This window comes from Nocardioides sp. NPDC057772 (assembly GCF_042798075.1).
Taxonomy (GTDB): domain Bacteria; phylum Actinomycetota; class Actinomycetes; order Propionibacteriales; family Nocardioidaceae; genus Nocardioides.
Genome location: NZ_JBHVKN010000011.1, coordinates 1 through 22,388, shown reverse-complemented (window position 1 = coordinate 22,388; position 22,388 = coordinate 1). Strand labels below are relative to the sequence as shown.

The 22,388-nt window shown below is 69.3% G+C and carries 27 protein-coding genes; 24 read left to right on the top strand and 3 right to left on the bottom strand.

The annotated features are described in order from the left end of the window. Positions 1–4 precede the first annotated feature (4 nt). The 23 genes from ACFVJS_RS03830 to ACFVJS_RS03720 all read left to right on the top strand — a co-directional run bounded on the left by ACFVJS_RS03830 (position 5) and on the right by ACFVJS_RS03720 (position 19,492). On the top strand, positions 5–1,048 hold the full coding sequence (locus ACFVJS_RS03830) for a major capsid protein (protein ID WP_378877614.1): 1,044 nt from the start codon (positions 5–7) through the stop codon (positions 1,046–1,048). After that, positions 1,048–1,518, top strand: a complete 471-nt coding sequence (locus ACFVJS_RS03825; protein WP_378877613.1) for a hypothetical protein — start codon at positions 1,048–1,050, stop codon at positions 1,516–1,518. The genes ACFVJS_RS03830 and ACFVJS_RS03825 overlap by 1 nt, the downstream gene beginning before the upstream one ends. Continuing rightward, positions 1,518–1,889, top strand: a complete 372-nt coding sequence (locus ACFVJS_RS03820; RefSeq protein WP_378877612.1) for a hypothetical protein — start codon at positions 1,518–1,520, stop codon at positions 1,887–1,889. Before ACFVJS_RS03825 ends, ACFVJS_RS03820 begins: the two co-directional genes overlap by 1 nt. After that, on the top strand, positions 1,889–2,326 hold the full coding sequence (locus tag ACFVJS_RS03815) for a DUF6093 family protein (protein ID WP_378877611.1): 438 nt from the start codon (positions 1,889–1,891) through the stop codon (positions 2,324–2,326). The genes ACFVJS_RS03820 and ACFVJS_RS03815 overlap by 1 nt, the downstream gene beginning before the upstream one ends. Positions 2,327–2,339: 13 nt before the next feature. Beyond that, a complete protein-coding gene (locus ACFVJS_RS03810; RefSeq protein ID WP_378877610.1) occupies positions 2,340–2,744 on the top strand; it encodes a hypothetical protein in 405 nt (134 codons plus the stop codon). Next, positions 2,741–3,148, top strand: coding sequence for a hypothetical protein (locus ACFVJS_RS03805; protein WP_378877609.1), 408 nt, complete (start codon positions 2,741–2,743; stop codon positions 3,146–3,148). The genes ACFVJS_RS03810 and ACFVJS_RS03805 overlap by 4 nt, the downstream gene beginning before the upstream one ends. A 34-nt stretch (positions 3,149–3,182) precedes the next feature. After that, positions 3,183–3,602: a hypothetical protein gene (locus ACFVJS_RS03800; protein ID WP_378877608.1), complete on the top strand. Its 420-nt coding sequence runs from the start codon at positions 3,183–3,185 to the stop codon at positions 3,600–3,602. 1 nt (position 3,603) lies between these two features. Beyond that, entirely contained in the window at positions 3,604–4,149 is a 546-nt protein-coding gene (locus ACFVJS_RS03795; protein WP_378877607.1) for a hypothetical protein, read from the top strand. Positions 4,150–4,220: 71 nt separating this feature from the next. Continuing rightward, complete coding sequence (locus tag ACFVJS_RS03790) at positions 4,221–4,835, top strand: hypothetical protein (RefSeq protein WP_378877606.1); 615 nt, start codon at positions 4,221–4,223, stop codon at positions 4,833–4,835. A 137-nt stretch (positions 4,836–4,972) separates the two neighbouring features. Beyond that, entirely contained in the window at positions 4,973–5,350 is a 378-nt protein-coding gene (locus ACFVJS_RS03785) for a hypothetical protein (RefSeq protein ID WP_378877605.1), read from the top strand. Next, a complete protein-coding gene (locus ACFVJS_RS03780) occupies positions 5,351–8,899 on the top strand; it encodes a hypothetical protein (protein WP_378877604.1) in 3,549 nt (1,182 codons plus the stop codon). Further along, positions 8,896–11,277: a hypothetical protein gene (locus tag ACFVJS_RS03775; protein WP_378877603.1), complete on the top strand. Its 2,382-nt coding sequence runs from the start codon at positions 8,896–8,898 to the stop codon at positions 11,275–11,277. Before ACFVJS_RS03780 ends, ACFVJS_RS03775 begins: the two co-directional genes overlap by 4 nt. Next, entirely contained in the window at positions 11,274–12,287 is a 1,014-nt protein-coding gene (locus tag ACFVJS_RS03770) for a hypothetical protein (protein WP_378877602.1), read from the top strand. The genes ACFVJS_RS03775 and ACFVJS_RS03770 overlap by 4 nt, the downstream gene beginning before the upstream one ends. After that, a complete protein-coding gene (locus ACFVJS_RS03765; RefSeq protein WP_378877601.1) occupies positions 12,284–12,544 on the top strand; it encodes a hypothetical protein in 261 nt (86 codons plus the stop codon). Before ACFVJS_RS03770 ends, ACFVJS_RS03765 begins: the two co-directional genes overlap by 4 nt. A gap of 73 nt (positions 12,545–12,617) precedes the next feature. Further along, the gene (locus ACFVJS_RS03760) at positions 12,618–12,914 is read left to right on the top strand and encodes a hypothetical protein (RefSeq protein ID WP_378877600.1); all 297 of its coding nucleotides are present in this window, start codon (positions 12,618–12,620) and stop codon (positions 12,912–12,914) included. Between the two features lie 4 nt (positions 12,915–12,918). Continuing rightward, positions 12,919–13,686 carry a hypothetical protein gene (locus tag ACFVJS_RS03755; RefSeq protein WP_378877599.1) on the top strand — a complete coding sequence of 256 codons (768 nt, stop codon included), beginning with the start codon at positions 12,919–12,921 and terminating at the stop codon, positions 13,684–13,686. A 224-nt stretch (positions 13,687–13,910) separates the two neighbouring features. Continuing rightward, positions 13,911–14,048 (top strand): hypothetical protein, encoded by a 138-nt coding sequence (locus ACFVJS_RS03750; RefSeq protein WP_378877598.1) that lies wholly within the window; start codon positions 13,911–13,913, stop codon positions 14,046–14,048. Continuing rightward, on the top strand, positions 14,048–15,475 hold the full coding sequence (locus ACFVJS_RS03745; protein ID WP_378877597.1) for a M15 family metallopeptidase: 1,428 nt from the start codon (positions 14,048–14,050) through the stop codon (positions 15,473–15,475). The genes ACFVJS_RS03750 and ACFVJS_RS03745 overlap by 1 nt, the downstream gene beginning before the upstream one ends. A gap of 141 nt (positions 15,476–15,616) precedes the next feature. Further along, a complete protein-coding gene (locus ACFVJS_RS03740; RefSeq protein WP_378877596.1) occupies positions 15,617–16,096 on the top strand; it encodes a hypothetical protein in 480 nt (159 codons plus the stop codon). Beyond that, positions 16,097–16,690: a hypothetical protein gene (locus ACFVJS_RS03735; protein ID WP_378877595.1), complete on the top strand. Its 594-nt coding sequence runs from the start codon at positions 16,097–16,099 to the stop codon at positions 16,688–16,690. A gap of 9 nt (positions 16,691–16,699) precedes the next feature. Further along, positions 16,700–17,287, top strand: a complete 588-nt coding sequence (locus ACFVJS_RS03730) for a hypothetical protein (RefSeq protein ID WP_378877594.1) — start codon at positions 16,700–16,702, stop codon at positions 17,285–17,287. A gap of 1 nt (position 17,288) precedes the next feature. Further along, positions 17,289–18,455, top strand: coding sequence for a hypothetical protein (locus ACFVJS_RS03725; RefSeq protein ID WP_378877593.1), 1,167 nt, complete (start codon positions 17,289–17,291; stop codon positions 18,453–18,455). A gap of 8 nt (positions 18,456–18,463) precedes the next feature. After that, entirely contained in the window at positions 18,464–19,492 is a 1,029-nt protein-coding gene (locus ACFVJS_RS03720) for a hypothetical protein (RefSeq protein WP_378877592.1), read from the top strand. A 101-nt stretch (positions 19,493–19,593) separates the two neighbouring features. Here the strand turns inward: ACFVJS_RS03720 and ACFVJS_RS03715 are convergent, their stop codons facing one another. Beyond that, positions 19,594–19,872, bottom strand: coding sequence for a hypothetical protein (locus tag ACFVJS_RS03715; RefSeq protein WP_378877591.1), 279 nt, complete (start codon positions 19,870–19,872; stop codon positions 19,594–19,596). Between the two features lie 7 nt (positions 19,873–19,879). After that, on the bottom strand, positions 19,880–20,479 hold the full coding sequence (locus ACFVJS_RS03710; protein ID WP_378877590.1) for a TetR/AcrR family transcriptional regulator: 600 nt from the start codon (positions 20,477–20,479) through the stop codon (positions 19,880–19,882). 210 nt (positions 20,480–20,689) lie between these two features. Here ACFVJS_RS03710 and ACFVJS_RS03705 point away from each other — a divergent pair, with 210 nt between their 5' ends. Then, entirely contained in the window at positions 20,690–21,421 is a 732-nt protein-coding gene (locus tag ACFVJS_RS03705; protein ID WP_378877589.1) for an XRE family transcriptional regulator, read from the top strand. Here the strand turns inward: ACFVJS_RS03705 and ACFVJS_RS03700 are convergent. Beyond that, a complete protein-coding gene (locus ACFVJS_RS03700; RefSeq protein WP_378877588.1) occupies positions 21,416–22,126 on the bottom strand; it encodes an HAD family hydrolase in 711 nt (236 codons plus the stop codon). The genes ACFVJS_RS03705 and ACFVJS_RS03700 overlap by 6 nt on opposite strands. Positions 22,127–22,388: the final 262 nt, after the last annotated feature.

Here is a 22,388-nt window from a genome sequence, read left to right as displayed (position 1 = left end):
GAGCATGCAGATCATCGACCTGGTCCCGGACCTGCGTCCGACCATCCTGGCGGCCCGCGAGCTCCGGGACGCGCGGAACTCGCTGGCGCGGTTCCTGCCCTACGTCAACGTGCCGGCGATCACCTACCGGCTGGGCCGCCGCAAGCGGCTCGACCAGACCGTCGCCGTGCGCGCCTTCGGCTCGCCCGCGGTGCCGATCCGCCGCCCCGGCGTCGTCGACGTCCGCGGGGAGCTCCCGGCGATCACCCCGATCGTCAACCTCAACGAGGTCGACCTGAACAACGAGCTGGTGCTCGCCCAGCAGCTCGCTGGCCTCCAGGTCGACTGGCAGCCGGCCCTCACCTCCGGTGCCGCCGCGGTGGCCGTGACCGTGGACAACACCCTCGAGCTGATGCGCGGCCAGGTGCTCTCCACGGGCACCGTCGCCCTGGTGGCCGAGGACGGCACCGAGCACTCGGTGGACTTCCAGATCCCGGCGGAGCAGAAGATCACCGCCGGCGCGCCCTGGGAGGTCGGCAGCGCTGCTGCCGCGGCCGCGGTGTTCAACGACTACGCGGCCGCGCACGAGGTCTACATGGACGTCGCCGGCGACCGCGCCGGTATCGCCCTGACCAGCGAGGGTCTCATCACGATCCTCACCTCGGCCCTGCAGATCATGTACCCGCAGCAGCCGGTCGGGACCGACCAGCTCGGCGCGTACCTGACCAACCGCCGCCTGCCGATCCCGGTCTCCTACGACCGTCGGCTCGAGGACGCCTCGGGCGCCCGCACGCGGGTGTTCCCGGACGGGACCCTCACGTTCCTGCCGGGCAACGAGGACCCGGTCGGCCGCACGGAGATGGGTATCACCCAGGAGGCCGTGCAGCAGACGACCCGGCAGCAGCCCAACGGCCGCCCGGCGCTGTCCGCGGCCGAGGTGCCGGGCATGACGATCGTGACCCTCGGCAACGAGGACCCGGTCGAGCGCGCGGTCAAGGCCGCCGCCGTCGGTCTCCCTGTCCTCCAGGACAAGGACATCGTCATCCTCGACGGCCTGGTGGCCCCCTGATGAGCGCGAAGCTCAAGCAGTCGGTCATCAGCGGCGGGAAGGTCTACCACGCCGGCACCGAGGCCACTGCCGCGCTCAGGAAGGCGATCCCTGCCAAGTTCTGGGACGACATCGACCCGGCACCCACCGGCGACGACGGCGGGGACCTGGCGGAGGTCCGGCAGATGGCCGCGGCCCAGTTCGCCGCGTACGAGGAGACGATCGAGGGTCTCAACGCCCAGATCGACGCCCTCAAGGCGGACAACGACGACCTGCGAAGCCAGGTCGCCGCCCTGTCCAGCAACGGTGCCGACGAGAGCGACGAGCGGTCCGCGACGGTCGACTACGACGCTCTCGACGTCGACGCCCTCAAGGCCGAGATCGACCGGCGCAACGAGGGCCGTGACGACGAGGCAAAGGTCTCCAAGCGTGGCGGCAAGGACACCCTCGTCGCCGCGCTGCGGTCCGACGATGAGGCCGCGGAGTCCTGATGGACAACCCGGCGACCGCACCCCTCCCGGCGTACAGCGGGCCCGCGTCCACCGAGGACCAGCAGTACTGGCTCGACGTGGCGTGGCGCTCGCTGCTCGCTGAGGAGGGGCTCGGCGACCTCGAGGCCCGCATCCAGGCCGACGAGGTCGACGTGGCCACGGTCGTCGACGTCGTCACCGCTGCTGCCCGCCGCGTTCTTCGGAACCCGGATGGGAACCAGGCCGAGGCGGGCAGCATCGACGACTTCCAGGAGTCCTGGAAGAAGGCCGACTCCACCGAGGACGTCTACTTCACCAGCGCCGAGCTGCGCCGGCTCAAGCCCGTCGGCCAGTGGGTCGGCGGGTTCTCCGGATCGGCGAAGTACTGCTGATGGACGTCGAGGGGCTCCCGAGCCGGTTGGCCGCTCGTCTCGCGCGGGGCCGCGCGGCAGCGGAGGCGATCATGCTGTCGCATGCCGTCGTCCGCCGTCGCACCGGCACGTTCACGACCGGCGCCAACGGCCTCGAGGTCCCGGAGTGGATCGTCGTCTACAGCGGGAAGTGCGGCATCAAGACCGGCGGCGGGAAGTCTTCCGGCGGCACGCCGGCGACGACCGAGAGGACCGCAAGGCTCGACATCTCCCGCAGCTCTATGGTCGCCAAGTTCCCCCACGACACGGAGCTGCGCGACGGCGACCTGATCGACGTCGACGCCGGCGAGTCCGCCGGCCTGGTGCTCCGGGTCGTCGAAGCCGACCAGGGCGATCACCGCACCGCGTGCCGCGTCCCCGTCATCCAGGCCGAGCGCCCTGTCGAGTGGGCGGCGTGAGGAGGTCAGGCCGATGAGCATCCGTGTTTCTCACAACCTCGGCGACCTGGTCTCCGACATGAGCCAGGTCGGGCCGATCGCGGTCAAGGACATGCACGGCATCGTCAAGGACGGGGCTCGGATCGGCGGCCTGGAGGCTCGCGCGAACGCGAAGCGGACGGCGGCCGACCACGGCCGGCACTACCCCAGTGCGATCACGTGGGACCGTTCCGCGCGGTCCTACTACGGGTTCGGAGGCGGCGCGATCACGGCCGAGTATGGCCCGGAGACCGGCCGCCGGCAGGGCGGCATGTCGTTCGAGGACGGCAGCCGAAACCAGCCTCCCCACTGGGATCTGGCGAAGTCCGCGCGCCTGGTCGGGCCCGCGATGGCCGGCGAGCTGCGAAGCGCCATGGACGACTGGTTCTGGCCGGCATGACCGACGAATCCGCAGTCGCCACCGCGGCGATCGCCGCGATGAACACCGGCAACCTGGCCGGGCTCGTCTTCGACGTCGACAAGGTCCCCGGCGACCGCGCGTCGGGCGACCTGCCGCCGACGTACGTCACGGTGTCCGTCTCTCGTGAGCAGGCGCCCGGCCCGGCCCGTGCCGGGCGCGACGCCGCCTCCGGGTGGCTGATCGACGCCGAGGTGGTCGCCCAGACGACCTCGAACGTACGCGATGTCAACGACTGGGTGTCGGCCGCGCTCGAGGGCATCTGCCTCACCGTCAACGGCGTGCGGACCACGCCGCTGCGGTCTGCCGGATCGCAGGCCGCCACCAAGGGCGACGCAGTCGGCAGCCCCGCGCAGGGGCTGAGCAGCTGGACCTGCTCGCTCTGATCCACCCACCCGTACGCCCCAAAGGAGCGCCACGATGTCCGAACAGACCACCCAGCCCGACCAGGCCTCGACCGAGCCGCAGATCGAGCCGCGACACGTGCTCGTGCGCATCGACTACGGCGACGTCGTCGTGATCCAGCCCATCGGGCGCCGCGAGGCCGAGACCCGCCGTCTCAAGGTCCTCGACGAGTCGGCTTACCTGCCTTCCGGCCGCCTCAAGCCCGTCGAGCGGATCCCCGTCGAGAAGCCCTCGGAGGGCGTCGAGACGGCCGAGACCGGCGACCAGGGTGAGGACCAGGGCGACGCCCAGTCGGCCGCTCAGGTCGACGCTGAGACCGCCGCCCAGGCCGCCCCCGCGCCCAAGGGGAAGGCTCCCAAGACCTCCGCCGCCACCGCGGCGAAGAAGACCGACGCCACCCCGGCGCCGGGCTCGACGACTCCTGAGGAGAAGTGAGATGACCCTGCTCCCGATGCCGCCGGCGGAGAAGGCCTACGGCAACGTCCTTTACAAGATCCTGACGGCCGCACCGGCCGCCGCCTCCGGGATCCCGACCCTGGTCGAGGTCAACGCTGGCCTCTCCGCGGGTCTCTACATGTACGGCGACCCGTCGCTGCGCCCCAACCAGAACACCGGCGAGGGCCCGCGCCGCGTGGCGGCCAAGGCGGTCCCGACCGAGTTCGGCACCGTCACCTACCCGCCCGTCGACGTACAGATCTCGTTCAAGCCGCAGGAGCTCGGCACGCCGGGAGCCGACGGCAACGAGGCCTACGAGGCCCTCGAGATTGGCAGCGAGGTGACCGTGGTCGTGTTCTACGGCATCGACGGCCGCACCGCCACCGTGCCCGCCAACGCCGTCGGCGACGTCTTCCTCATGGAGATCGGCGACGTCAAGGGCAAGGGCCGCACCGGCGACGGCGAGTTCGACCACCTCAGCACCATGCTGCAGATGGTCGTCCAGGGCGAGGGCCCGATCAAGGAAGACCACGTCTTCGCCGCGTGACCCGTCGTCCCCGGTCCGCCCTGCCGTGAGGCGGGCCGGGGACCCATCACGGCATCACGGCGGAGGTTCCCATGGCATCACTGGCTGACATGCGTGCGCGCAAGGCTAAGACCGGCAGGGCGATCGCGCCACTGTCCGACGTGGTCGAGATCTGTACCGACCCCGAAGCGTTCGCCGATATGGCTCGGCTCACCGACGAGCTCAACGAGCTCGACGATCGGATGAGGCTCGATGCGCAGAGGCGCTCCGACGGCCCCCGCCGCGTCGCGGAAGGCGACGACCCCGACCCGGAGAACGTCGAGCGGCGGGAGAAGCTCCGCGCCGATCTCGCCGAGGCCCGCGAGCGCGTCAAGGCTTCGCTGGGCAAGCTCAAGATCGAGGCGATCCCCGGCGGCGACTGGGCGCGGTGGAAGGACAACCACCCGCCGCGCGACAACGCGCCCGCTGACGCAATCTACGGTCTCAACCTCGTCGACACCACGGCGCTCCTCGAGGACCTCGACAAGTGGGTCGTTTCCTGGGAAGACGAGCCGCTCGCAGCCGGTGACTGGGAGATGTTCGCGCCCCTGTCCGCCGAGCTGGCGTCTACGGTCCGCGCCGTCGTCTTGCTGCAGGAGCAGGGGCTGAGCGATGCCCCAAAATTGCTGAGCGCTGCGTCGTCGACGTCGACTTTCGGCGGCGACTGACCCTCGCTCGTTCCCTCGGGATATCCGAGAAGGCCTTCAACGGCTGGGCCCCGACCACCACGTACCACTACGACGATTCCGGGCGTCTGATCGCATCTACCGTCGAGCCTGAGTGGGACGACGCGGAGCGCGACAAGATGCTCGGCCTCGAGCTCTACGAGGCGCAGCTTTGCGGCACCTGCGGAGTGCATCCCTCTCGGGCGACCACGGACCACATCTACGACGTCACCGCCGAGCATTGCCTGGTCTGCGCCGGCCTCGCTGTACGCCACCGGCAGTACGGCCTGGCGGACAGCAAGGAGGAGGAGGCGCTCAAGGCGCGGCCCGAGGACGAGCGGGCCTCGATCCGCCGGGACGCGGACGGCCGAAAGCTCTACCTCCGAGAGGTCACCCCGGAGGAGGCGGCCCGGCTCGTCGCGGAACGTGCTGCCGCACCCGTTCCCGCTGCATCACCGGCGCCTCCGGCCGCATCCAATGGGCCGCGTCGGGCCGCCGAACCACCGAAGGAGGGGTAGATGGGCACTCGCCTCGAGCGGGTCGTGCTGGAGATGGACGACCGGCTGTCGACCCCGATGGCTCTGGCCGCGTCGAAGACGGCTCTGCTGCGTCGCGAGCTCGACGGGCTGAACGGCACCTCGACGCGCGCGTCGGCGTCTACCAGCCAGCTGGGCCGCGATGTCGATAAGGCGGACTCGGCCTTCAAGCGCGCCACACCCAACATCGACCTTTACTCCGGCCGGCTGCGGCTGGTCGCGGAGGCCGGGCTCGGCCTGGGGCCGTCCATCCTGCCCGTGATCGGTGCACTCGTCCCCGCCGCGTCCGGTCTCGCCACGGGGATGGCCGGCGCCGCGGCCGCGGCCGCCGTCACCGCGCTCGCGTTCTCTGGTGTCGGCACCGCGCTCGACGCGCTCAACCAGTTCCAGCTGCAGCCGACCGCCGACAACTTCCTGGTGCTCCAGCAGGCTATGGACGAGCTCGGGCCCTCCGGTGAGAACCTCGTCCGCCACCTCGACTCCATCAGCGGAGAGATCGAGACCCTGCAGCGAATCTCCGGCAACAATGCATTCCCTGGGGTGACCGAGGGGCTCGACGAGATCCTCACTCTGATGCCGCGTGCTCAGAGCGTGGCCGCTGAGTTCGCGACCCGGATCGGCGATCTCGCGGCCGACGGTGGCGCGTCCCTGGCTGGCGACGACTGGGAGGAGTTCTTCGGCTTCCTCGAGACCGACGCCGCCCCGGTCTTCGACCAGCTCGCTCGCGCCTCCGGCAACGTCGCCCTCGGGCTCGCCAACATCACCGTTGCGCTCGCTCCGCTGTCGCGCGACTTCGCCGGCGGCATGCTCGAGGCCTCCCGCTCCTTCGCCGGTTGGACCGCCGAGAGCGAGAACTTCGAGGACTTCATCGACTACGTCCGCGAGGTCGGCCCCCAGGCTGTCGACTTCCTCGACTCGCTCGCAGCGTCGGGCGTCGCGGTCGCGCAGGCCGTCGCCCCCTGGGGCTCGACCGTACTGCCTGCCGTGACCGTCCTCCTGGACCTGTTCACCGCGGTCGCCGGCTCCCCGATCGGACCCGCCCTGACCACGGCCACCCTGGCCATGCTGGCCTTCAACAAGGCAGCCACCGCAGGGCAGGCCATCATGGGCCGCGTCGGCCCCGCATTCGGCAGCGCACGCGCCTCGATCGGGCAGATGCGCGCCGACCTCGGGACCGTCGCGAGCGGGTGGGTCCTCGCGTCCTCGGCGACCGACGCCGAGTCCAAGAAGATGGCTGCCGCCACCGACCGGCTCAAGTCCAACATGGCCACCATCGGCAAGGGCGCGGGCGTCCTCGGTGCCGTCGGTGTGGCCGCCTCGGGCGCCGCGGCCGGGGTTGGTCTGCAGAACACCGCAATGCTCGGGCTCGCGGGCACCATGGCCGGGCCGTGGGGCGCCGCAGCTGGCGCCGGCGTCGGCCTCATCCTGGACTTCAAGGCCGCCCAGGACGCCGCGGCCGCCTCGGCCAAGGAGTTCTCAGCCACCCTCGACGCCCAGTCCGGCGCCCTGACCGACTCGTCGACCAGCTGGATCCGCGACCAGTTCAAGCCCGCCGACCTCGCCGCCCTCGACGAGGCCGGAATCGGCGTCAACGAGCTCACCACCGCCGTGCTCGGCGGCACCGACGCCTACAAGAAGTTCGCCGACGCGAACAACCTGCAGACGACCACGAACGGCATCGGCTGGCTCACCCGCGACGGCGCCGACGAGGCGTCGATCAACATGTACAAGCTGGCCACCGCGGTCGACGACGGACAGACCGCGTTCGAGCTCCTCGGGCCTGAGATCGACAGCACCGCCGACTCGGCCGGCGCGGCCGTCTCCTCCCTCCAGGAGCTCACGGCCGCCCAGCAGGCGCAGACTCAGGCGTCCCTCGCCGGCATCGACGCGGGCACCGCGTACGGTGGCGCGCTCGCCAAGGCCGGCAAGCAGGCCGAGACCTCCGAGCAGGGCTTCAACAAGTTCACCGAGGCCGGCCGCAACAACCGCACCGCGATGACCCAGCTCGTGAGCGCCTACAACGCGCAGGACCAGGCGACGAAGAACAGCGTCAAGGGCTACCAGGACGCCCGCCGCGAGATCGCCGAGCTCGGCCGCGGCATGGGCCTCACCAGCGGACGGATCCGCGAGCTGCAGGCCGGCCTCGAGAAGCCCGCCGCCCTGCGGGTCAACACCGCCGAGGCACAGGCCGCGATCAGGGCGGCCCGCGACAGCTACAACGGCCTCCCGAGCGAGGTGCGGACCCACCTGCGTACGGCGGGCGTACCGACGACCAACGCCCAGATCGACGCCCTGGTGGCCAAGTACAAGCTGACCGAGAAGGAACGCCGCGCCCTGGTGACTCTCAAGGACTCGGCCTCGCTGGGTCTTGGGAACATCATCAACCTGATCCGGGGCATCCAGGATAAGTCGGTCACCGTAACCACGACTCACGTCATGCGCACCGTCGAGCAGACGGCCGCGATCAACCGCGAGCGAGCTAACGGCGGCTTTCAGGAGAACGGCCGCCTCGCCTTCGCCGACGGCGGCTACGGATCGGACGGCCGCTACTACGCCCGCGAGCCGATGCTCATCACGGGCGGCGCGAACATCCTGTGGGGCGAGAAGGAGACCGGCTGGGAGGCCTACATCTCGGGCAAGCCCAGCGAGCGGGAGCGCAACCTCCAGATCCTCTCCATGGCGGCCGATCGCCTCGGAGCGCTGGTCATCCCGGCTGCGGTCGGCCGGATCACCGCCTATGCCGCCGGCGGCACGACCGGCAACGCCGGCCCACGGCGTAGCTGGGAAGACGGCCCGGTCTACACCGCGCTGTGGCAGTCCAGCCGCTACACCCCCAAGGCCTCGCTCATCGCCGGGATGACCGAGAAGCAGCTGATCCGCCTGGGCAAGGAATTCGACAACATCTCGCTCAAGGCGCTGACTCGGTTCGGTCGCAGCATCGAGCGGGCCATCAGCCTCAAGGAGAAGGAGCTCGACCGGTCCAAGGAGACCCTCGACCTCTGGACCAACAGGCGCGACCAGCTGCAGGACTCGGTCCGGTCCTCGCTCACCCGCGACTGGCAGGGCAGCGGCAACCAGGACGTCTGGGCAGTCGGCGCACAAGAGGGCACGGTCGCGTACGCGAACCAGCAGTGGCAGCAGCAGAAGTCTGACGCCAAGGAGCTGGCCAAGGCGATCGAGCAGCTCCGGGACAAGGGCGCGGGCGACGCGTTCATCGCCGAGATCCTCTCGAGCCCGGACCCCCTCGCCGCAGCCAAAGCGTTCGCCGCCGAGTCGAAGACGTCTCTCATGAGCAGCCAGAAGCTGTTCACCGACGCCACCCGCTACACCAACGCCGCCGCTGCCGCCGGGGGCGCGATCTACAGCGACGAGATCCGCGCGGCGACCCGGCAGATCCAGGGCATCCGCGACGACATCAAGGACCTCAACGGGCTGCTCAAGAAGCAGCACAAGGAGGCCGAGGAGACCCGAGACCGAAACAGCGCGTCGAAGTCGGCGGCCCGAGGATCGAGGAGCAGCAAGAAGCGATGAACGCGCAGATCACCCTCGACGAGCTGAACTGTCTTCCGCTCGACACCCGCGGCGCCCTGGCCCGTGACGGCTACTACCTCGAGGCGTCGGCGGATGGCACGACCTGGAGCAACGCTGAGGCGATCCTCGCCGCGGTGACGGCCGCCCAGTACAACGGCGCCAGCTACGAGGTGACCGGGTGGGAGGGCAATGAGGTCCAGCTGCACCTGCGGATCACCGGCGTCGACTCGGCGGCGCTTGCCATCGGCGCCGCAGAGCTTGTGAAGGTGCTGCGGCGGGAGACGATGAAGTCGCTCACGTACATCCCGCCGGACGGCACCGCCCCGCCGACGGTGTGGGACGTGCTGGTCGCGACCTGGGACCACCAGTTCGACGACTTCGAGGAGAACCGGCCGCGTCGCTCCTACCTGGTGTCGCTGTGGTGCAAGCCGTTCTCCCGGTCGGCTGAGCTGGTGTCCATGCCTGCGGTCGCGATCGCGGCCGTCGCACCCACGGTCAACGGCATCGACAACTGCTCGGCGACCACCGGCTGGACGACGGGAACCAAGCGGGTCTCCCGGATCAACCTGATCACCAACGGATCGTTCAGGTACGGCATCCAGGGCTGGGGCAAGGGCGCAAACACGGACCGCGTCGTGTGGGACTCCAACGGCATGCGGTGGGCGGTCAGCGACCGTGACGCCGGCCGCTCGCACGTGAACTACCTGACCCCGATGCAGGTCGTCGCCGGCTCGTCCTACCGGATCCACATGCGGATCTACCAGGCGATCCCGACGACCGCGCTCGGGGTGCTGATCCGCTGGTACAACGCCGCCGGCGCACAGATCGGGTCGGACGCCAGCAACGTCCTCACGGTCGGCCTGGGCGTCGACGGCTCCTGGCGGACCCTGTCGACGGCGCGGACCGCCCCAGCTGGTGCGGTCACGATGAACGTCTTCCCGTTCGCTCAGTACAGCGGCTCGTCGGGATCGGCGTACTCCAGCCTGAGGGACGTCCACGTCGAGCTGGAGTCGACCTGGACGGGATCGGTCTTCGACGGCGACCTCGAGGTGCTCGAGTCGACCACCGAGTACGTGTGGTCTGGCGCTGTCGGTCGCTCGATCTCCTACGCCCTCACCCCGGCACCGGTGACGACCTCGGGCGGCAAGATCCGCGTCACCGGGTATGGCGGCCGCCCGCTGTCGGTGTCTCGCGCGGGCGGGATCGACCTGTCGACGGCCGACTACCTGCGGCTGCGGGGCACGTGGGCGGGCTCGCTGAGCCTGAACGTGACGGTCCCCGGCGTTGGGTTCGCCCCGGCGATCGCGCCCCGGCTGGTCATCCGCTCCGGCTCCGCGTTCGACGCCTACTTCCCGGTCCAGGCCGACTCGATCACCGCATTCTCGCTCTCGACCAACGCAGGCTCGGCGTCGAGCCAGTCGGCGACGCTCGAGGTCGACCAGGTCGACACCTCCACCGGGCTGCCGCTGACCGGAACCGGCCGCAGCGGAGATTTCCAGGCCAAGGCGTACGGCACGATGCCTGCTGAGGCTGCGATCACGGTGGAGAACACGGCCGATCTCGGTCGCATGGTCCTGCTCTACACCCGCCCGTCCGCGCTCGCGTTCGACCCGGCGCTACGTTCGCGGCGCACCGCCGGAACGTCTGCTGTGAACGCGGCGGCATCGAACATCTCGGGCTTCACCGAGGCGCTCGCCACAACACAGGACGCGGCGGTCACGTGGGAGCTCGACGCCGCCGATCTGCCCGCCGCCTCCTATCTCCTGGCGGCACGCCTGACGGCTGCTGGGCTGACGTCGGGCAGCGGCTACACGTTGAACTGGCGCGCGGTCACGGTGCTCGACGGGGCCACCGAGACGACCATCCACACCGGCAGCCGGGTCATCAAGGCCGCAGCGACGACGTACGGCAGCGGCACGGGAGAGCGCATCACGGAGATCGGGCTGCTGAGCTTGCCGACCATGAACGTGCTCACTTCCGGAGACGCCTCCGCGAAGGTGCGGCTGCAGCTGTGGGTCACCGGTGGCGGCGCCTGGAACCTCGACGAAAGCTGGATCTTCGACACCGACAAGGGCGACCTCACCGTGGTCGAGCCCGTCTCGCCGCTCCACCGCCTCACTGTCACGCCGGCGTCCGCTGATCGTCCGGTGCAGACCTACCTGGCCGAGCATGAGCCGAGCCCGGGCGACATCACCGCCCGCGACGTCAGCGGCGACGTCATCGGCTGGTCGGCCCACAAGGTCGACCCGCGTGACGGAGACCTGACGATCTACATCGCCACCCTGACCAGCAGCCCCAACCTGTCCGCAGAGCTCGAGTACTTCCCGAGATGGGATGTGTACGCCGCCCCGATCGAGATCCAGGAGGAGGCGGCGTGACCCCGCAGATTCGCGTCGGAACCACCTGGCTCTCCGGGCTCGGGCCCTGGGGCGATCTCGTGATCGACCACCGCCTGTGGGGCGGATCCTGGGAGATGACGTGGGGCATGACCTCCAAGCGGCGCCACCGTGACCTCATCGCCGGCGCTCCCGTCGCAGCATGGCTGGGGCCTCGCCCCATCTGGCGGGGCACCCTCCTTGAGCCCGACCCTGGCTCCGGCGACTTCGTCGCCGAGGGCCTGTGCAGGCAGGCCGAGACGGTCCCATGCCTGACCGCGGCCGGCGAAACGACCAGCACTCCGAACGTTGCCATCGACAACGGCATCACCAGGGGCTGGCTCAACTGGGCCCGAGCGTTCTCCATCTCGTCTGCGCCGCTGGTGGAGGGTGACACGACCGACAATCTCAACTCCCTCGACGATCTCCTCGCCGCCCACGGCGAGGACACCGGCCGCTACTGGACCATCGACCCGCGCGCCATCATCCATGAGCCGCTGCACCGCAAGGGAATGACGCCGGCCGCTGGATTCTGGGACGTTGTGCTCGCCGATGGAGACCGCATCGGCACCTCCGAGGAGAAGCTCGCCGGAACGATCGTCGCGCGCTACGTCGACAAGAACGCAGGCGGGGTGCGCAAGACCGTCGTCGTCGGCTCTGCACGGCCTGTGAAGAAGGTCGACCTGACCAACCGCGGGCCCATCACCGCCGCCAAGGCGACCGCGACCGCCCAGATCATCCTCGACGAGGCCGCGGCGCAGGTCGGGCTCCTGGGGTCCTTCGAGGTCACCCGGAACCAGATCATCGGCCACCCCAACCTGGCCATGGTGACCGCGTCCCACCGGTTCCGTCTCCGCGGCCAGCACGACCCGGCCGGGCTCAACGCCTCGCCGGTGATCACTGGCGACCAGTCCCGCTGGACGGTCGACGAGGGCAAGGTGCTGATCACGCCGGTCGGGGCACCGCAGCGCGACCTCGAGTCCATCATCGAGCAGGCGGGAGCCGCGGCATGAGCTGGGACGGGCGAAGCGGCGGACCCATCGCAGGATCGGCGACCGTCACGATCTCGAACGGGTCGGGGACGATCACGCACGGCAAGAGCACCGCGCCCCTGTTCGCGGCCGCCGCTGTCTACACCTCGTCGTTCTACGTCGCGTTCGTGCCGGAGTACACCGCCACGACGCTGACCGTCTCGCTGCGCCAGGTGACCAATGGCGCGAACGCGCCGGACGGCACTTACCCCATCCGCTGGTGGGGTGTCTGGGCCTGATGCCCAGACACCCTGCCGCGGATCCACACGACCCCGTCGCGACCCGTCGGGGCCCATGCCCGGAAGGTCCGCCATGACCGATGCTCCGACCCTGGGTGAACTGGTCCGCCGGCTCGCAGACATCACCACCCAGCTGACCGACATCACCATTCAGCTGCGCAACGACTTCGTGCGCAAAGAGACCTACGACGCCCATCGCGAGGTGACCCGCGTCGAGCTCGACGAGATCAAGGGTGACATCGTCGACCTGAAGCGGAAGAACGAGACCGACCAGTCCTGGCGACGCTCGACGTCGGTGGCCGTCGCGATCGCAGTCATCGGCTGGGTCCTCACTATCGCTCTCGCTATCGCCGCACTCGTCTGGAAGTGAACCGATGAGACTGTTCCCCGCGACCCCGCCCAACATCAGCGACCGCACCGTCCGCTGGGCCTGGATCTTCGTCGGGATCCTGGCCGGCGCTGTGGTTGTCGGCATGCTGGTCTGGCTATGGAGACTCTCTAGCGACAGCGAAGCCGACGATCGTGCCATCGCCAACCTCGAGGCAGACCGCGCCAAACTGAGCAAGCGGCTCGACGAACAGCAGCAGACCTCCGCCGAGCAGATGAGGGCCTCGATCGCACTTGCCGAGCAGGTCAAGAGGCTCGGCGGCAAGCCTGTCGTCGAACCGGGCGAACCAGCCGCCCCGATCCCTCCCCTCGGCCCGACGCAGGCCCAGGTGAACACCGCGGTGTCGGTGATCTGTGCAGGCTCACGGTCCGCCTGCCGTCCGACCGACGCGCAGGTCAAGACCACGCTCAGGGCGATCTGCGGCGACTGCCGAGGCGAGGACGCCAAGCCCCCGAAGGACGGCGAAGACGGCGAGGATGCTACGCCCGAGCAGATCGACGCCGCGGTCGCACGGCAGATCGACGCGGCGATCGCGCGGCACTGCGGCGAGGACGGATGCCGGGGGCCTGGGCCGACCGACCAGCAGATCGACGACCGGCTCGCCGCGTACTGCGGAGCCGGGAACTGCCGAGGCCAGGACGGCCGCTCCGTCGAGTCCGTCGCCTGCGAGCAGGGCACCGGCCGCTTCACCTTCACCTACTCCGACGGCTCGACGCAGACCATCGAGTGCTTCCCGGCCGGTGGCGTCGGCTAACCCCACCTGAGAGTTAGTGGCGGCCCGACGCCGTCGCCTGGTCGTTGCAGGGCGCCGCTCTGGGACGCCGGTTCCGCTGTCCGCGCAGGTGTGCGTGGACTCGGGCCTTGCCAGAGGTTCGCGACCCTCCGACTGGATTCCCCAGCCTACCCCCGATCTCGACCCCCACGCGAAGGGATGCGCGCGGGGGTCGAGCTGCATCCCGAGCATCCCCAGGAGGATCCATGACCGAAGAGCAGATCGAGCGCGAGAACCTGGACCCACCCTTCTACCCGATTGCCGACCCAGACGCTCCCGAGATGCCCGACTGGGACGGCGTCGAGCCGGAGGGTGACCAGCAGCCAGACGCGGGTGACGAGTGATGGCCCGCTCGCAGAACGGCTGGACGGTCTTCGACTCCGCGCCGGCCGCCACAACCCCGTACATCACCGGCCGCGTGCGTCCGGGCGACGTCGACGTCATCTTCACCTACCTTGGCAAGCGTTTCGACACCGAGGTCGAGCGTATCCGTAAGGACTGGTCCTGGGGCTGGGCAAAGCGGAACGTACGCGGCTCAACGTCCACGATCAGCAACCACGCCTCGGCCACGGCCCAGGACTTCAACGCTCCGGCCCACGTACTGGGCAAGCGCGGCACCTTCAGCAGCAAGCAGGCCGAGCGGATTCGCGCGATCCTCAGGGACCTGGAGGGCGTCGTCCGCTGGGGAGGTGACTTCAGGAACCGGGCCGATGAGATGCACTTCGAGATCATCGCCAACGCGGCGACCGTCAAGCGCGTCGCTGACAAGATCCGCAACGGCACGCTCACCCGTCCGGCCGCTCCGGCCTGGAAGCCGAACCCCGCGGTCAAGTCCGACCTGGACATCATCCAGCAGCAGTTCCAGATCGTCGCCGGACTGCGCGAGGGGAAGATCGCCCGCTACAACGGCATTGGCCTGATCCAGAAGGCGCTCGGCATCACGATCGACGGCTACTGCGGCGAGAAGACTATGAACGCCTGGGCCGCGCACGAGCGCAAGAAGGGCGGCACTGGCCGGACGACCACGCCGGACATGAAGTCCCTGAAGGCGCTCGGCCTCGCTGGGAACTTCGTCGGCCCGCAGGCGACCGACCCGGCGCCACCGCAGCCGCCCGCCAAGGTCAAGGCCCGGATCGGGATCCACAACGTCTACGTCAGGCGCGCCGTCTCCGAGGTCAACCGCACCTACTCTGCGCTGCTCGCGAAGCACCGGCCGCACGCGGTCCTGCTCCAGGAGACCGCCCAGATGTACGGCAAATGGAGCATCCCCGGCTACCGCGCCATCCAGTTCCGCCCGAAGCGCCTGCACGAGGACCACGTCATCGAGACGTCGAGCAACACCGTGCTCGTCCGCAACGATGTCGCAGTGGGGCTCCGAGAGCTCCTTGACCTGTCCGAGACGTGGAAGGGCCCCAAGGTCGGGGCCATGCACGACCCCCGCGCACCGCTGGCGGTCACGATCTCGGTAGAGGGCAAGGACCTGGACCTCCTCGACGTCCACGGCCCGTTCGGCCGCGACGCCGTGGCGGAGTTCAACGCGGCCGTCGCCGCCTGGATCAAGGCATCCTCGAACCCTGCCGTCGCCGGCGGTGACTACAACGAGACGTTCGCCACGGTCATGGACCGGGTCGCGGGCCCCGCTGGTGCCGTGGTCGACGGCAAGGCGCCCGACATGGTCGCGTTTAAGGGAGCCAAGAAGGTCGGTTCCGCAAACCTGGACCGCCAGGGCTCGGACACACACGACTTCAAGATCTTCGACTTCGAGATCTGATGAACCGCGCCCGCGAGATCTGGCGCGATGTGCTCTGGCTCTACACGGCGCTCAAGCCGTTCCGCCGTCCACGATCCCGTGGCCGGCTCTCTCGCGCGGCCGGCGACCACCGGCCGCGCCCGTAACGGGAGGACTGCACCCATGCAGAAGCTCATCGCCTTCATCCACAAGCTCGTCCTCATCTTCAACAAGCGCACCATCCGCACGGTCGTACAGCTCGTGCTCGGGTTCGCGATCGGCGCCCCCATCGTGCTCGGGCTGCTTCCGGCCGACCAGGCGACCTCGGCCCAGATCGTGGAGATCCTCGCCGTCTGTGCCGGCATCACCCGGGCGTGGAACCTCCTCGAGGACCGCGGCCTGATCCCCGCCTGGCTCAAGGACGACGACCCCCAGGGCGTCGTACGCATCCCGCTCGCAGCTGTCACCGACCTGAAGGATCTGCACACCAAGGTTGACGCCCTCGCGGCCGCACAGCGGGAGGCACGGCCGGCTCGGAAGAACAGCCAGGTCACGGTGCACGTGGACGACAACTTCTCCAGCACCCTCACCAGAGCGGCCGACGCGGCCGCGGAACTCAGCGCCAAGCTGGGCAACGACGACGTTCGCCGAGGTGACGTGTAGATGGCGGACCTTCCCGCAGAGGTCGGGTTCCTCACCCTGACCGGATCGGTCGTCGAGGGCCTCGCCGACTCGGTCGATTTCGGCAACCAGCCCGATGCGGTCGTCGCCGAGGCGACCATCGTCATCACCCCTGAGGGGTTGCCGCCCCAGCGACCGTACGTCGTCGCGCCGATCTCGGAGACCATCGTCTACCCCCGCTCGGTCGTGTGCAGGCTCATCAACGGCGTGCTCTACGGCCCCGATGACGGCTCTCAGCCGGTTCCAGGCGAGCCGACACCGGCCGCACCTGGGGTGCGACTCATCGCCCCGAACCAGGCCGCCCTCGACTACACCGGGTGGCGGTGGGTCGCGAACCTGTCGCCATCTGGCGACCCGGCGGCCAAGTGGCGGCCGTTCACGATCGCGTTCACCGGCGTCCCCGGCGACTCGATCACTCTCGCCCAGGCAGCGATGCAGCAGACCGCCGTCAACGCCGCGGCCCAGCCCGTGACGTGGATCGTGGAAGGGACCGCGATCCCGCCCGCCGCGCGTCCGAACGAGTTCCTACTCGACGTCGCCGCTGACCCCTGGTTCCTCTACAAGATCGCGCCCTAGGAGGCTCGCATGGCAACCCTGATCCCGATCGGCGCTATCACGGGTGGCGGCACCGGTGGCCCGGTGTCCGCTGGCGACATCACCGACGCGACCGCTGTCGGTGTAGCCCTGGTCACCGCCACCGATGCGTTGGCAGCGCGTAACGCGATCGGCGCGACCGATCTGGCCGTCGGCACCGGGCCGGATGACGCCAAGGCGGGCGACTGGGTCCCTGACGTCGCGGAGGTCGAGGGACTGGCCGCCGCGCTCGGCGAGAAGGTGGACACCACTGCGGCGGTCCTGAAGACCCAGATCTTCGCCGGCCTGGACCTCTCCACGGACCGCACCGCCGAGGAGGTGACTGCAGCCCTCGCGGACGCGACAACCGCCGCGGCCGGAACCGTGGAGCTCGCAACCACCGCTGAGACCACGGCCGGCACCGACGCCACCCGCGCCGTCACCCCCGCAGGCGTGGCCGCCTCCGTCGCCGCCGCAGCGGAGCAGCTGCAGCCGATCCTCTCGGGCGCACCGGTTGGCCGGTTCCGAGGGTTCCTGACCGCCAACCCGCCGCTCGTCGACCTCGTCGAGGGCGACTGGTGGTTCCTGATCGAGGCCTGACATGACGATCACCGGCTACCGCTTCACCTCCGGCGTCATCAGCCCTTTCTACGGGGCAGGCGGCGCCGACGTCGTCCCCGACCGCAACCAGCTCGTGCGCGGCGCCTACATCCCAGGCGCGGCCACCACCGGCCCCCTGCCGGGAACCCAGTTCGCCCAGGTCGAGGCCGGCGCATCAGGCCGCATCACCATCAGCGAGGCCAATGCCACGTTCGACGGGTACGAGTTCTGGGGACAGGTCTACGTCATCGCGACCGGCGTCACGTTCCGCAACTGCATCTTCCGTGGAGCCGATCCGTCCTCGACCTCCACCACGCTCGAGCAGAACAACCCGCGCGGCATCATCCGCGCGTATGGCAACTCGAGGCACTTTGTCCTGGAGAACTGCCGCATCGACCCAGACGCCTGGCTCACCCAGCGCGGCCGCACCTACCGGTACGTCGACGCGGTCGGCATCCACGGAGGCGACTTCGAGGCTCGCTGGTGCGAGATCACCAACGTCGCCGATGGAGTCAGCCACGTCGCGCCCACCATCACCGCCCGGGCGGCACAGTTCACCGACATCGACCGCTGCTGGATCCACCGCGCCGCGTTCGTCAACAACTGGACCGGGATGTCCGGGGGCCAGCCGCACGCCGACGCCATCCAGGCGCACACGGGCAAGAACGTCACCATCCGCGGCAGCATGATCGGCGGGATCCGCAACACCGCCGGCTACCTCGACTGGGGCTTCGACGGACCCGACAACGCCGGCAACCTCGGCGGCCGACCGACCACCGCTGACGGGCTCGGCAGGAACGCCGGCGAAGACTTCGCAAACGCCGGTCTGATGCTCAAGCAGGAGGTCGACGACAGCGCCGACAACCGGCTGGAGAACTGGACCATCGAGGACAACTTCATCGCGGGCGGCGCCGCCTCCCTCAACATGGCCTACAACTCCGCCAGGCCCACCCAGCAGTTCGCGTCCTTCGCCGTACGCCGCAATCGGTTCTTTATCCGCGGCGTCAGCGACGGCGTCTACCTCTGGGACAACGTCCTCACCGGTGCAGGCACCGGGCCCTACATCATCCGGTCCGCAGCCAACACCCTGGCGACCTTCGCCGACAACACCCTCTGGGACCCCGAGGCCGGCGACACCGGCGCAGCTGTCCCGTTCACCAACGGCTAGGAGACGACATGACCGTCGAGCTGAGCAGGCTCAACACCTTCGAGGGCGGCACCGCCGGCGGGAACATCACCGTCGCAAACTCTGGTGGCACGTCTGGTGACGCGTTCTCCTTCATCCTCTTCAACAACGCCTCCGTCGGGGCGGCCGGCAACAGCGCGATCACCTATCTCGCCTCCGCCGCTGTGCTCGGCACCCTCGGATGCCACTTCAACTCCAGCGGCACCAGCGCCTCCTACCTGCGCTGGGACATGAGCGGCACTGGGCCGTACGCGTTTGTCTCAGCCCGGATCAAGTCGTTCCCGGGAAACCCCTCGGCAGCGGTGCCGATCCTCGAGCTGCGCTCGGCGTCCCTGGCCTCCGCGTTCCTCACGATCCGCACCGACGGCACCGTGCGGATCAACGACCGCACCAACGCCGGCATCACCGCCTCCACGTCCCCTGCGCTCACCCCGGGGGCGTCCTACACGTTCGAGTTGTCCTCCGCGCCAGGGACGACAACCACCAACGGGTACCTGGCGATGACCATCTACAACGCGGATGGGTCGGTCTTCCACACCTGGTCGTCCTCGGCCGTCAACTCCGGGGACCAGCCGATCGCGCAGGCCCGTATCGATGCACCCCTGAGCACGTCCGGGTGGGCATCTGGGCTCGACATCGACAACTGCCGTGCCGCGCTCGCATCCGCGGATACCGACTGGCTCGGCCCGTTCAACCCGGCCACCCCGCCCAACGCGTCCGCCGCGGCCACCGCTGGCACCGCGATCATCGACGCCTCCGCCTCTACTGGATCGGCCCTCGACTTCGCCATCGAGTTGCTGTCCGGTCCGCCCGACTCGGGGGTTCCGACTCTGATCAGCGAGGGGAAGTGGTGGGTTCCTCAGCCAGCCGACACCGACGCGGTGTGGCGCGTCACGGTCACCGACACGACGACCGCCCTCGAGGACACGGTCGACGTCACGGTCCCGCACCTGACGACCGAGACGTCGTTGATGCCGACCCTGCGCTACTTCGACGGCGTGACGATCCAGACCGTCTAGATGCGGCGGCCCCTCCCATCAAGTGACTGGGAGGGGCCGCCTCTTCCAATCTGGCGGCACCTGCCCACGCCGGGGCAGATCTACGCCAGAGGAAGCCTGAGCTACCGGAACGTCCACGGCCCTGGCTCGGGATAGTTCCCTCCGCCGCACATCGGCGGCTCCTCGGCGACCTTGCGCAGGTCGCAGGGAAAAAACCACTTCAGTTCCGGAGGCTGGTCGGCGTAGCGAGAGAAGGTGACCAGCCCCTTCCACGACAACGCAGACGGCTTGCCGTCGATGTGCTGCCAGCCGACCAGGAGGCCGGGCCAGGCGGGGAGAGGGGTGACTCCGCGGCGCAGGATCCAGACGAGACGTGGCTCGATCGGGTACCAGTTCTCCACTCAGCGATCATAGAACACATGTTCGAGTAGCCTCCTTGGCCCGGTCCTCGGGGACCCCGCAGATGCGAAGGCAAGTCGCGGCCACGGCGTGCAGTTCCATGGGTGTGACGTCGTTGTCGGCCGCCCGAGTGCGAACCACGCCCTCGACCTGCTGGATGATGAGCTCGCCGAGCTGTCTCTGGCTGATCGAGCCATTCACAGCGTCGGAGGCGCACGCGGCTGCGAGCGCTCCGTAGGCCCGTCGCAACTGCTGGCGGGCTGCCTGGTACTCGTCGCAGACGTCAGTGCTGGTGACGTCCGGATGTGTCGGCAGTGCCCCGATGTTGTGGGGCAGTTCCGCGAGCACCTGGGCGTCGCGGTACGCCAGCGTGTAGAGCCGCGCCTCGGGCCCCGCGACCTGGGCGAGGTCGTCGAGGCTGTCGAGCGTCGGACGGACGGTCTTCTCCAGGAGCTCGCCGAGGATCTCGTCCTTCCCGGCGAAGTGGTAGTAGAGCGATGCCTGCCGGATCCCGACCTCGTCTGCGATCTCGCGCGTCGACGTTGCCGCGAAACCACTGCCGGTGAACAGGCGGGCGGCCGCGTCGAGGATCTGCTCACGAGGGGCCAACTCGGAGCGGTCCGGGGTATGCCGCGGCCGGCCAGGTCGTGATGCGGTGTCCCGCGCTATGTTCATCGCTCGGCCCTCGTCGTCGGAAGATTGACGGCCCCAACCGAAACGCGTTCGGTCGCCTCGACCAGGGCCACCCCCGACTTCACTGGACACACGGGGACGCGACATCGGCATAACCGGGGACATTTTCGTGCTACAAACGTCCCCATGCGCAACGAGCGGCTGGCGGCCGCCATGAGAAGCGCCGGCGTCAGCCAGGTTCGACTGGCCTACGAGATCGACGTCGACCCCAAGACCGTTGAGCGATGGATCGCTCAGGGGCGAACGCCGCACCCACGCCGCCGCGCGGCCGTCGCGGCGCTGCTCGGCTGCGAGCAGAGTCAGCTATGGGATGTCCAGGTCGAGCACTCCGACGCGATCGCCCCGGAGGTCGTCGCGCTCTACGCCCACCGCGCCGACACGCCGAAGGAGCTCTGGCTGAACCTGCTCACGTCGGCGCAGCGCGATATCTGGCTGCTGGCCAACGCGAGCCTGTTCCTGCCCGAGGAGAACCCCGTCGCGATCGAGATCCTGCGGAAGAAGGCGGCCGCCGGCGTGCGGGTGCGGATCCTCCTCGGCGACCCCGACAGCCCCGAGGCCGAGCTTCGCGGTGTGGAGGAACGACTCTACGACGCGATCCCCGGCCGGATCCGGATGGCCATCGCCTACTACCGGCCGCTGCTCGGCGAGCCGGGAATCGACTTCCGCCAGCACACCACGACGCTCTACAACAGCATCTTCGTCTTCGACGACCAGATGCTCATCAACCAGCACATCTACGGCGCGTACGGCTACATCGCGCCAATCCTTCACCTCCGCCGCATGCCAGGTCACGACATGTTCGAGACCTACGAGCGCAGCTTCGAGCGCGTCTGGGAGACCTCCCGCCCGATGTCATAGGGCGTCAGGCGTGACCACCTTCGTGAGCGCCTCGACGACGGCCGCCGTGTCCTCGAGGCCGGGCAGGACCATGGCGGCGCCGGCGTCGCGCAGCTCGTCCATGCTGTCGCTGCCGGTGGCCACCGCGATGACTCTCGCCCCGCCTCGCTGGCCGGCGAGGACGTCGTTGATGGTGTCACCGATCAGGACTGTGTTGAGCTCGATGAAGTCGACGTCATACTTCGCCGACGCGCGCTGCTGAGCGACTCCGACGAGATCCCAGCGCCTGGGCGCATCGAAGCCGAACCCGCCACAGTCCCAGTCGAGGCCGCGGTCCAGGCCGAAGGGTTCGAGCTTGCCGACGGCGTTCGCCTTCACGTTCCCAGTCAGTACCGACTGTGTCACGCCGGTGACCTTGGCGAGCGCGTCGATCGCGGCCCGCCCGCCGGGCAGCGCGTAGCCACGCTCGACGAGGGCCGAGCGCCGCGCCTTCAGTGATTCGGTCAGGGCCTCGGCCATCTGGGCATGGCTAAAGGTGGAGGGGTCGTACCCGTGGTCGGCGAGCAGGTCACCGAGGATCTCCGGATCGGTGCGCCCGCCGGTCTTGGCTCGGTGCTGTGCTGGGTCGCCGACGAGGAGTTCGAACGCGCCGGCGTACGTCTCCTTGCTGACTCCGGAGTTCTCGATGAGCGTGTGGTCGACGTCCCAGAGCACGAGCACATTCATGCGCGCGACCGTACACCGGCCGCAGTACTGCAGCTGCGGGAAGGTCTGCGAGAGAGCATCTGGCGACCATAGATATGCACAACTATGGCATCGCAGACGGGCACCAACGTCGGCGCCGAGAGCGGCTCTAGGCCATTTGCTACGCGATCACTGCGCCTTCACTCAGGGCGCAGGCCGCGTACGCCCCGCGCGGCCCTCTCGAGGTCACCATGTGGTCACCGTACGGGCACGAGGGCGGCCGCAGAGCACCCGGACCACGGTG

Excerpts from the sequence above, each read along its gene's own strand:
- ACFVJS_RS03830 (WP_378877614.1), top strand. The coding sequence starts at position 5 with ATGCAGATCATCGACCTGGTCCCGGACCTGCGTCCGACCATCCTGGCG.
- ACFVJS_RS03825 (WP_378877613.1), top strand. The coding sequence starts at position 1,048 with ATGAGCGCGAAGCTCAAGCAGTCGGTCATCAGCGGCGGGAAGGTCTAC.
- ACFVJS_RS03820 (WP_378877612.1), top strand. The coding sequence starts at position 1,518 with ATGGACAACCCGGCGACCGCACCCCTCCCGGCGTACAGCGGGCCCGCG.
- ACFVJS_RS03815 (WP_378877611.1), top strand. The coding sequence starts at position 1,889 with ATGGACGTCGAGGGGCTCCCGAGCCGGTTGGCCGCTCGTCTCGCGCGG.
- ACFVJS_RS03810 (WP_378877610.1), top strand. The coding sequence starts at position 2,340 with ATGAGCATCCGTGTTTCTCACAACCTCGGCGACCTGGTCTCCGACATG.
- ACFVJS_RS03805 (WP_378877609.1), top strand. The coding sequence starts at position 2,741 with ATGACCGACGAATCCGCAGTCGCCACCGCGGCGATCGCCGCGATGAAC.
- ACFVJS_RS03800 (WP_378877608.1), top strand. The coding sequence starts at position 3,183 with ATGTCCGAACAGACCACCCAGCCCGACCAGGCCTCGACCGAGCCGCAG.
- ACFVJS_RS03795 (WP_378877607.1), top strand. The coding sequence starts at position 3,604 with ATGACCCTGCTCCCGATGCCGCCGGCGGAGAAGGCCTACGGCAACGTC.
- ACFVJS_RS03790 (WP_378877606.1), top strand. The coding sequence starts at position 4,221 with ATGGCATCACTGGCTGACATGCGTGCGCGCAAGGCTAAGACCGGCAGG.
- ACFVJS_RS03785 (WP_378877605.1), top strand. The coding sequence starts at position 4,973 with ATGCTCGGCCTCGAGCTCTACGAGGCGCAGCTTTGCGGCACCTGCGGA.
- ACFVJS_RS03780 (WP_378877604.1), top strand. The coding sequence starts at position 5,351 with ATGGGCACTCGCCTCGAGCGGGTCGTGCTGGAGATGGACGACCGGCTG.
- ACFVJS_RS03775 (WP_378877603.1), top strand. The coding sequence starts at position 8,896 with ATGAACGCGCAGATCACCCTCGACGAGCTGAACTGTCTTCCGCTCGAC.
- ACFVJS_RS03765 (WP_378877601.1), top strand. The coding sequence starts at position 12,284 with ATGAGCTGGGACGGGCGAAGCGGCGGACCCATCGCAGGATCGGCGACC.
- ACFVJS_RS03760 (WP_378877600.1), top strand. The coding sequence starts at position 12,618 with ATGACCGATGCTCCGACCCTGGGTGAACTGGTCCGCCGGCTCGCAGAC.
- ACFVJS_RS03755 (WP_378877599.1), top strand. The coding sequence starts at position 12,919 with ATGAGACTGTTCCCCGCGACCCCGCCCAACATCAGCGACCGCACCGTC.
- ACFVJS_RS03750 (WP_378877598.1), top strand. The coding sequence starts at position 13,911 with ATGACCGAAGAGCAGATCGAGCGCGAGAACCTGGACCCACCCTTCTAC.
- ACFVJS_RS03745 (WP_378877597.1), top strand. The coding sequence starts at position 14,048 with ATGGCCCGCTCGCAGAACGGCTGGACGGTCTTCGACTCCGCGCCGGCC.
- ACFVJS_RS03740 (WP_378877596.1), top strand. The coding sequence starts at position 15,617 with ATGCAGAAGCTCATCGCCTTCATCCACAAGCTCGTCCTCATCTTCAAC.
- ACFVJS_RS03735 (WP_378877595.1), top strand. The coding sequence starts at position 16,097 with ATGGCGGACCTTCCCGCAGAGGTCGGGTTCCTCACCCTGACCGGATCG.
- ACFVJS_RS03730 (WP_378877594.1), top strand. The coding sequence starts at position 16,700 with ATGGCAACCCTGATCCCGATCGGCGCTATCACGGGTGGCGGCACCGGT.
- ACFVJS_RS03725 (WP_378877593.1), top strand. The coding sequence starts at position 17,289 with ATGACGATCACCGGCTACCGCTTCACCTCCGGCGTCATCAGCCCTTTC.
- ACFVJS_RS03720 (WP_378877592.1), top strand. The coding sequence starts at position 18,464 with ATGACCGTCGAGCTGAGCAGGCTCAACACCTTCGAGGGCGGCACCGCC.
- ACFVJS_RS03705 (WP_378877589.1), top strand. The coding sequence starts at position 20,690 with ATGCGCAACGAGCGGCTGGCGGCCGCCATGAGAAGCGCCGGCGTCAGC.
- ACFVJS_RS03700 (WP_378877588.1), bottom strand. The coding sequence starts at position 22,126 with ATGAATGTGCTCGTGCTCTGGGACGTCGACCACACGCTCATCGAGAAC.